Origin of the sequence: Streptomyces fuscigenes, assembly GCF_021556455.1 — a bacterium.
In the GTDB taxonomy this organism is placed as follows: domain Bacteria; phylum Actinomycetota; class Actinomycetes; order Streptomycetales; family Streptomycetaceae; genus Streptomyces; species Streptomyces fuscigenes.
This window is the reverse complement of sequence record NZ_JAKGCV010000271.1, coordinates 1-7,646: the sequence shown is the minus strand read 5'-3', so window position 1 is coordinate 7,646 and position 7,646 is coordinate 1. Positions and strand designations below refer to the sequence as shown.

The 7,646-nt window shown below is 72.7% G+C and carries 5 protein-coding genes and 1 tRNA gene; all 6 read right to left on the bottom strand.

Annotated elements, in window-relative coordinates; all coding sequences use genetic code 11:
- Positions 1-1,100: 1,100 nt before the first annotated feature.
- A complete protein-coding gene (locus tag L1885_RS19650; protein WP_235798473.1) occupies positions 1,101-1,946 on the bottom strand; it encodes a DegV family protein in 846 nt (281 codons plus the stop codon).
- Positions 1,947-2,419: 473 nt separating this feature from the next.
- Positions 2,420-3,181 carry a hypothetical protein gene (locus L1885_RS19645; RefSeq protein WP_235798472.1) on the bottom strand — a complete coding sequence of 254 codons (762 nt, stop codon included), beginning with the start codon at positions 3,179-3,181 and terminating at the stop codon, positions 2,420-2,422.
- Between the two features lie 146 nt (positions 3,182-3,327).
- Positions 3,328-6,213 (bottom strand): leucine--tRNA ligase, encoded by a 2,886-nt coding sequence (leuS, locus tag L1885_RS19640; RefSeq protein WP_235798471.1) that lies wholly within the window; start codon positions 6,211-6,213, stop codon positions 3,328-3,330.
- 254 nt (positions 6,214-6,467) lie between these two features.
- Positions 6,468-6,540, bottom strand: a tRNA-Ala gene (locus L1885_RS19635).
- A gap of 435 nt (positions 6,541-6,975) precedes the next feature.
- Positions 6,976-7,209: a hypothetical protein gene (locus L1885_RS19630; RefSeq protein WP_225012619.1), complete on the bottom strand. Its 234-nt coding sequence runs from the start codon at positions 7,207-7,209 to the stop codon at positions 6,976-6,978.
- A 2-nt stretch (positions 7,210-7,211) separates the two neighbouring features.
- Positions 7,212-7,373 carry a hypothetical protein gene (locus tag L1885_RS19625; RefSeq protein ID WP_235798470.1) on the bottom strand — a complete coding sequence of 54 codons (162 nt, stop codon included), beginning with the start codon at positions 7,371-7,373 and terminating at the stop codon, positions 7,212-7,214.
- Between the last annotated feature and the right edge of the window lie 273 nt (positions 7,374-7,646).

Sequence of the window (7,646 nt, the reverse complement as noted above, 5' to 3'; positions counted from 1 at the left end):
CCCTGTCCCGCGCCGCGCCCGGCGCGGGGGCCGACGACGCGACCGCACGCCGCCCCCGGAGCGCAACCCTGCCGCTGCCAGGCGGCCGTCTCCGCTCCGGGCTCCCCCCGACATCGGCGAGTCCAGCCCGGCCCGCGCCACCCCCACCGCCACCGCCACCGCCACCGCCACCGTCTGCCCCTGCGACGCCCTGCGTGCTTTCCACGCCCTCGGCGCCTGCCAGTCCCGGCATGTCCGCGACCGCCTCCGCGCTCCCCGCGCCCACCTGTTCACCGACTGCGGCTTTCGGCACGCGCCGCAGGCGCGCGCGTCCATCGGAGCCCCGGCCGCGACCCGGCCCGCTCGACGCGGCGCCTACCGCGCCCCGGACGGTGGATCCGCGCGAGCGCCCGGACGCGGGCGGCCCCGGTGCGGCCGACGAGGAGTCCGAGGGGTGCGGATCGGAGAAGACGGCGGCAAGGGCGGAGGAGGAATCAGCGGACGGTGCGGGCAGCCGGAACGCCCTGGAGCATGCACGGAGCGTGGTCATGCCTCCACGCTAGGCATCCCCGCGATCCACGGATGATCTTGGTCAGAATCTGTGGACAACCAGCAGCCTGTGGGTAATTCGGTCACTCGCACGAGGGACAGACAGGGACGTGGCCTCCCGCCCGTCACCGTCCTGCGTCACGCCTCGCACACCGGGCGCAGGCACCACCGGCACACGCCCCATGCCCCATGCCCCACGCAAGCGCCACCGGCAGACGCCGCACGCACCCGGCCCAGGCGCCGGCACACGCCGCACGCACCCGGCCCAGGCGCCGGCACACGCCGCACGCACCCGGCCCGGGCGCCGATCGTGCCACTCCAGCCAGGTGTCACTCCCGCCCAGCGCCACTCCGGCCAAGTGCCGCTCCCGCCCCGGACCACCACCGCCCCGCGAACCCGCACGCGCCATCCCCGACCGCACCGCCCCGCGTACTCGACCCCCTGCCCCCTGATGCGTCCGCTCAGGAGCGGGGCAGCCGTCCGGCGCCGCCGCTCAGGGAGCCGCGCGGCCGTCCGGCGTTCCGGTGCCGACCTTCCGGTGCCGAGGTGCCGCCGCAGCGCACGGGGCGATGTCAGCGCGGAGAGACGACGGCCCCGAGCAGGCCCGGCCCGGTGTGGGCGCCGATCACGGCTCCGACCTCGCTGACGTGGAGTTCGGCCAGTCCCGGCACCCGCGCGCCGAGTTGTTCGGCCAGGGCGGCGGCACGCTCGGGGGCCGCCAGGTGGTGCACGGCGATGTCGACCTCCCCGGCGCCCGCGCACTCCACGACGAGGTCCCTCAGCCGTCCGATGGCCTTCGAGGCGGTCCGGACCTTCTCCAGCAGCTCGATGCGGCCCTCGTCGAGATGGAGGAGCGGCTTGACGGCCAGGGCGGACCCCAGCAGCGCCTGGGCGGCACCGATCCGGCCGCCGCGGCGCAGGTAGTCGAGGGTGTCCACGTAGAAGTAGGCCGAGGTGGCCCTGGCGCGCTTCTCGGCGGCCGCCACAGCGTCGTCGAGCCCGCCGCCCGCCTCCGCCACCTGGGCGGCCGCGAGGGCGCAGAAGCCGAGCGCCATGGCCACCACGCCCGTGTCCAGGACCTCCACGGGCACGGGCGCGTCCTTGGCGGCCAGCACCGCCGCGTCGTAGGTCCCGGAGAACTCGGCGGACAGGTGCAGGGAGACCACGCCCGTCGCGCCGTCCTCGGCGGCCTTGCGGTACGCGGCGGCGAAGACCTCGGGGCTCGGCCGGGACGTGGTCACCGAGCGTCGCTTGCGCAGCGCCTCCGCCACCGCGCCCGCGGAGATCTCGCTGCCGTCCTCCAGCGCCTCGTCGCCGACCACCACGGTCAGCGGCACGGCCGTGATCCGGTGCCGCCGCATCGTCAAAGGCGGCAGGTAGGCCGTGGAATCGGTGACGATGGCGACATGGCGGGACATGCCCCGGAGGTTACCCGCAGGGGCGCGGCCCAGACGGCCCGGGCCTCGGGAAAGCGGAAGCAGCGCCCCCGCGGCCGGCCGCGCGGACCCGTTTCCGTCCCGGGCCGCGTTCCGGTTCCGAGGGTGCGGGACAACCCTGCCCGCGCCCCCCGCCTGCATGCCTGCCCCCGCCCGCTCGGCTCGGCGGAGCCCACGCCCACCTAGCCGACCCTGCCCCCAAGGACTCCTACGGGTGCTCCGGGGTTGAGCGTGGGGCGGATGTGACGTGCGCGCCGGGGCGCACTGGTGAGCTCGCGGTCACCGAGGAGCGCCGGGCAGCACCGTCGCCACCGCCCGCACTCCCGAACACGCCCCGCGCCCCAGCGCCCGGGCTCCGGAGTGCGGGCGGATCGGAACCGTCCGATCGGATCGGATCGGGACGGATCGGGACGGGACGGATCGGGACGGGTCACACCGCGTCGGGTCACCTCGGGTCAGTTGGACGTTTTGGGCGGTGCCGACTTCCGCCAGGGGTTGCGCTGCCAGGAGTGGACACCGTCGAGCCTGCGGCCGTCCGCGGGGTCGAGCGCCTGAGGCCCCTGCGCTCCGGCTTCCGGACTGTATGCCTCCGGACCGTATGCGTCCGGACCGTGCGCGTCCCGGCCGTGGGGCGCGCCGGGTCCCTGACCGTACTGATCGCCGGGTTCCTCCACGGGGGCCCAGTGCCGCAGCGCCTCGGACTCCATGACGATGTCCGTGCTCAGCGCGGACAGGTCGTCCTCCGAGGACCTGCGCACCCGGTCCCCGATCGCCCACCGCAGCGAGTCCGCAGCGCGTGTGACCTGCTCCGTACGCTCCCGCAACTCGGGCAGCCGGGCGCCGACCCCGGCCCGGTCCGGATCGCGCTCCGCCTGCTTGAGGCGGCTCTCCAGCTCCTGCCCGTGAGCGCTGAGCCGCTCGAACAGCCGCACCGACTCGGCGAGCGACTCGTCCGCCGGGGCGGCCGCGTGGAGCACGTCCTGCGTGGCGCGCATCGACGTCCGCAGGCGCAGCCGCAACTGGGCGAGTTCGCCGGGCAGGCCGGGCTGGCCGAAGCTCTTGGCGCGCAGGGTGGTGTCCTCGACCGAGCGCCGCGCCTGGGAGATGGTGCGGTCCACGCCCCGCTTGGCCGCACCCACCGCCTTCACCGTCACGTATCCGCCGACCAGGACGGCCGCGACGAAGAGGAGCAGCACGATCAGCAGCACGGCTTCCACGGCGGCCCTCCGAAAGGTCGGATTCTCGGTGATACCTACCACCGTAAACGCAGCGGGGCGGCCGCGGGTTCCTTCACAACCCCCAACCGCCCCGTAGGGGAAGCCCTGATACGCCCTGACACGACCTGACACGTCAGGGCGGTGCGCTACGCCGGAACGATGTTCACCAGCTTCGGCGCCCGGACGATCACCTTCCGGATGCCCGCGCCGCCCAGCGCGGCGACCACCGCGGGCTCGGCCAGCGCGGCCGCCTCCAGGTCCGCGTCGGAGATCGAGGGGGAGACCTCGAGGCGCGCCTTCACCTTGCCCTTGACCTGCACCACGCACGTGACCGCCTCGTCCACGAGGTACGCGGGGTCGGCGACCGGGAAGTCCTGGTGGACGACGCTGTCGGGGTGCCCCAGCCGGCGCCACAGCTCCTCGGCGATGTGCGGGGCGAGGGGCGCGACCAGCAGGACGAGCCGCTCGGCGACCGACCGCGCGAGGGGGCCGCCCGTCTTCGTCAGGTGGTTGTTCAGCTCGGTGATCTTGGCGACCGCGGTGTTGAACCGCATGCCCTCCAGGTCCTGCGCGACTCCGTCGATCGCCCTGTGCAGCGCGCGCAGCGTCGCCTCGTCGGCCTCGGCGTCGACGACCGTGACCTCGCCGGTCGCCTCGTCCACCACGTTGCGCCACAGCCGCTGCAGCAGCCGGTACTGGCCGACGACCGCCCGCGTGTCCCAGGGGCGGGACACGTCCAGGGGGCCCATCGCCATCTCGTACAGGCGCAGCGTGTCGGTGCCGTACTCGGCGCTGATCTCGTCGGGCGTGACCGCGTTCTTCAGGGACTTGCCCATCTTGCCCAGCAGCCTGCCGACCTGCTCGCCCTCGTGGAAGTAGGCGCCGTCGCGCTCCTCCACCTCGGCGGCGGGCACGGCGATGCCGCGCTGGTCGCGGTACACGTAGGCCTGGATCATGCCCTGGTTGTAGAGCTTGTGGAACGGCTCCGACGCGGAGATGTGGCCCAGGTCGTACAGCACCTTGATCCACAGGCGCGAGTACAGCAGGTGCAGCACGGCGTGCTCGGCGCCGCCCACGTACAGGTCGACACCGCCGCCCGGCATGCCGGGGCGCGGCCCCATCCAGTACTGCTCGATGTCCGGCGCGACGGCGTGCTCGCTGTCGTTCGGGTCCAGGTAGCGCAGCATGTACCAGCACGAGCCCGCCCAGTTGGGCATGGTGTTGGTCTCGCGGCGGTAGCGCCTCACGCCGCGCCCGTCGCCCAGGTCCAGGTCCACGTGGACCCATTCCTGGTTGCGCGAGAGCGGCGTCTCCGGCTCGGTGTCGGCGTCGTCCGCGTCGAAGGTGCGCGGCGAGTAGTCGTCCACCTCCGGCAGCTCCAGGGGCAGCATCGACTCGGGCAGCGCGTGGGCGGTGCCCTCCTCGTCATAGACGACGGGGAAGGGCTCGCCCCAGTACCGCTGGCGGCTGAACAGCCAGTCGCGCAGGCGGTAGTTGACGGTGCCCTCGCCGATGCCCCGCTCGTCGAGCCACTCGGTGACGCGGGCCTTGGCGTCGACGACGCCGAGGCCGTCGAGGGTGATGTCGGCTCCCGTCGAGTTGACGAGGACCGCGTCGTACGAGGCGAACGCGTCGTCCCACGCGGCGGGGTCCAGGCCCCGGCCGTCCGTCGGCTCGACGACGCAGCGCATGGGCAGTTCGAAGGCGCGTGCGAAGGCGAAGTCCCGGCTGTCGTGCGCGGGCACGGCCATGATCGCGCCCGTGCCGTAGCCCATCAGGACGTAGTCGGCGATGAAGACGGGCACCTGGTCGCCGCTGACCGGGTTGATCGCGTACGCGCCGGTGAAGACGCCCGTCTTGTCCTTGGCCTCGGCCTGCCGCTCGACGTCGGACTTCGAGGCGGCCTGCTTGCGGTACGCGTCGACGGCGTCGGCGGGCGTCGCGTGGCCACCGGTCCACACGTCGTGCGTGCCGGCGGGCCAGGCGGCCGGGACGATCTTCTCGACCAGCTGGTGCTCCGGCGCGAGGACCATGTACGTGGCGCCGAACAGGGTGTCGGGCCGGGTCGTGAAGACCGTGATGCGGTCACCGGCGTCGCCGACCGGGAAGTCGACGCGGGCGCCCTCGCTGCGGCCGATCCAGTTGCGCTGCTGGAGCTTGATGGCCTCGGGCCAGTCCAGCTCGTCCAGGTCGTCGACCAGCCGGTCGGCGTAGGCGGTGATGCGCATGTTCCACTGGCGCAGCTTCTTCTTGAAGACGGGGTAGTTCCCGCGCTCGGAGCGGCCGTCGGCGGTGACCTCCTCGTTGGCCAGCACCGTGCCCAGCCCGGGGCACCAGTTGACCGGCGCGTCCGAGGCGTAGGCCAGCCGGTACTCACCCAGCACGTCGGCGCGCTCGGCCTCGCTCAGCGCCCCCCAGGGGCGGCCGTCGGGAGTGGGGCGCTGCCCGCTCACGAACTGCGCGACGAGCGTCTCGATGGGCCGCGCCTTGTTGGCCCCCGGGTCGTACCAGGAGTTGAAGATCTGGACGAAGATCCACTGGGTCCAGCGGTAGAACGCCGGGTCGATCGTCGCGACCGCGCGCCGCTTGTCGTGGCCGAGGCCCAGCCGGCGCAGCTGCCGCGTCATGTTCTCCATGGCGGCCTCGGTGGAGACCCTGGGGTGGGTGCCCGTGGCGACGGCGTGCTGCTCGGCGGGCAGGCCGAAGGCGTCGAAACCCAGCGTGTGCAGGACGTTGTGCCCGGTCATCCGCTGGTGGCGCGCGTAGACGTCGGTGGCGATGAAGCCCAGCGGGTGCCCGACGTGCAGACCCACGCCCGACGGGTACGGGAACATGTCCATGATGAACTTCTTGGGACGCGCCACCATGGCGGGGTCACCGGCCAGGTCACCGCTCGGGTTGGGCGCCTCGTACGTGCCGTCCGCTTCCCAGAAGTCCTGCCAGCGTGCCTCGATCTCGGCGGCCATGGCAGCCGTGTAGCGGTGGGGCGCGGTGCTCTCCGCGCCGGCGGCAGCCGGGTTCGTCTCGCTCATGTCCTCAGAAGCTCCATCGGTCGTCTCTGCCCGCGGGAATGAAAAAACCCCTCACACAGGAGGGGACGCCGCGCTGACTCCGACCGGATCTCTCATCCGTCGGCACTGATCAGCGCGGCTCGCTAAGCAGAAGGCGTACGGCACGCATGGGAACAGGTTACCGCAGGGCCTCTCCGCACCGCACCGGCCATACGAAAGGGCCCGTCCGTGACGGACGGGCCCCCCTCGCTTCATCCACGTGAGGTGGATCACTGTGGAGCTAAGGAGAATTGAACTCCTGACCTCCTGCATGCCATGCAGGCGCTCTACCAACTGAGCTATAGCCCCGTGCGATGCGCCAACAGTACACGGTGACCAGGGGGGATCACCAAATCCATTCCGGGCGGAGCGGCACGACCGGGGACGGCGCAGCGTACGGACGGCGGGGTCCCTCTGACGGCGGCGCCGTAGGGTCCTCGGCACCTCACGGCCAGCCGTACAGCCGTGCTGCCACGCAGCCGTACAGCCATGCGGCCGTGCGGCCACACAGCGGTCGGTACCTCACGGACAGTGGTGCCGCGGGCAGGGTCGTGCCGCACGGGCGGCAGTGACATACGGACGGTGATCCCGAACGGACGCCGGTCGCCGGTCGCCGGTCGGAGCGCAGAAACCGATGCCGTACGGAGGGTGGTGCCGCACGGAGGATGGTGCCTTACGCACGGTGCTGCCGCGACGCACGGTGGTGCCCCGAGCACCCGCGGAAAAGGCGTCCCGGCCGGCGTGTCAGGCCCGGGCGAAGGAGTAGAAGCGCTTGAGGGTGCAGTGCTCGTCGAGCAGCCGCCCGTAGATCGGCTCGCCCTCAAGTTCACGGTACGTCTCGATCGGGTCGCCTTTTATGATCAGCGCCCGCGCGCACTCCTCGCACCAGTACTGGAAATCGGGGTTGAGGGGGTCCATGTCCCGGACGATGGGCGTGCCGCTGCCGCACCAGTCGCAGGTACGCCTGTGTGCCCCCATCACTAGCTCCAGCTGTGGCCGCAGGCCGTGCACACGTAGGAAACTCCACCGTTGTCGCCGAGCACTTGTGCCACATGGGACGAGCCGCACGAGGGGCAGCTGAGGCAGCTCAGACCGTCCGCCGCGTCGGGCAGCGCATCGCCGTCGATGCTGCTGGCGGACATCGTGCTCTCCTCCCGTCCAGGCCGTACGTCCCCTCCGGCCGTCCCGATTCTGCCATGGCCGGGCGGGAGGGGTCAGCCGTAAAGGAAGCGCCTGCGTCCCCTGACTGCCTGGTCGTTACCTCGTAGGCGATAGGGGCGGATTGCCGCGGAACCCCGCATGTACGCGGGTATCTGCGCGTCACACGCGGCCCCGGGCCGGCCCGGCGGGCCCGGCTCGCGGCCCCGCGCCGGCCGGGGGCGAGCGGGATCACGACGCGGACGCCGCCCCCGCCG

Excerpts from the sequence above, each read along its gene's own strand:
- L1885_RS19650 (WP_235798473.1), bottom strand. The coding sequence starts at position 1,946 with ATGTCCCGCCATGTCGCCATCGTCACCGATTCCACGGCCTACCTGCCG.
- leuS (WP_235798471.1), bottom strand. The coding sequence starts at position 6,213 with ATGAGCGAGACGAACCCGGCTGCCGCCGGCGCGGAGAGCACCGCGCCC.
- L1885_RS19630 (WP_225012619.1), bottom strand. The coding sequence starts at position 7,209 with ATGGGGGCACACAGGCGTACCTGCGACTGGTGCGGCAGCGGCACGCCC.
- L1885_RS19625 (WP_235798470.1), bottom strand. The coding sequence starts at position 7,373 with ATGTCCGCCAGCAGCATCGACGGCGATGCGCTGCCCGACGCGGCGGAC.